This is a genomic window from Streptomyces sp. NPDC059909, assembly GCF_042730885.1.
GTDB lineage: Bacteria > Actinomycetota > Actinomycetes > Streptomycetales > Streptomycetaceae > Streptomyces.
Window position 1 is genome coordinate 1 of record NZ_JBHWKX010000281.1, and the last position, 1,003, is coordinate 1,003.

The 1,003-nt window shown below is 70.3% G+C and carries 1 protein-coding gene; it reads right to left on the reverse strand.

Annotated elements, in window-relative coordinates:
• Positions 1 to 44 precede the first annotated feature (44 nt).
• A partial coding sequence (locus tag ACFV9O_RS40855; RefSeq protein WP_385428250.1) for a ketoacyl-ACP synthase III occupies positions 45 to 1,003 on the reverse strand: 959 nt, incomplete at its 5' end.

Here is a 1,003-nt window from a genome sequence, read left to right on the forward strand (position 1 = left end):
GTGTACGGTTCCGCGTGCCCCGGAAGGCCGGGGGTGCGCGGCGCCTAGGGGAGAGTAACGACCGTGGCGGCGTAGACGAGACCCGCCCCGAAGCCGATGACGAGCGCCGTGTCGCCGCTCTTGGCCTCGCCCGTCGCCAGAAGCCGCTCCATCGCGAGCGGGATCGACGCGGCCGAGGTGTTGCCGGTGGTCTCGATGTCACGGGCGACCGTGACGTGCTCCGGCAGTTTGAGGGTCTTCACCATCGAGTCGATGATCCGCATGTTGGCCTGGTGCGGGATGAAGACATCGAGGTCCTCCGCGGTGATACCGGCGGCCTCCAGCGCCTGCTGGGCCACCTTGGCCATCTCGAAGACGGCCCAGCGGAAGACGGCCTGGCCCTCCTGCGTGATCGCCGGGAACTTCTCCGGGTGGCCGTCGCGGTACTCCGCCCACGACGTCGTCTGCTTGATGGTCTCCGACTTGTCGCCCTCGGAGCCCCACACGGTCCGGCCGATGGCCGGGACGTCCGAGGGGCCGACGACGACCGCGCCCGCGCCGTCACCGAAGAGGAAGGCCGTCGCGCGGTCCTCGTGGTCGGTGAGGTCGCTGAGCCGCTCCACACCGATGACCAGCACATGCTCGGCCGACCCGTCCACGACCATGCCCTTGGCGAGGGTCAGGCCGTAGCCGAAGCCCGCGCAGCCGGCGGAGATGTCGAAGGCGGCGGGCTTGCCCGCACCCACCAGGTGCGCGATCTCGGTCGCCACCGCGGGGGTCTGCTTGAAGTGCGAGACCGTCGAGACGACGACGGCGTCGATCTCCGACGGGGCTATGCCGGCGTCGGCGATGGCCTTGCCCGCCGCCTCCACCGACATCACGGTGACGGTCTCCTGGTCGTCGGCCCAGTGCCGGGTGGCGATGCCGGACCGCGAGCGGATCCACTCGTCGGAGGAGTCGATCTTCTCCAGGATCACGTCGTTGGGCCCCACCCGTGTCGGGCGGTAGCAGCCGACGCCGAGAA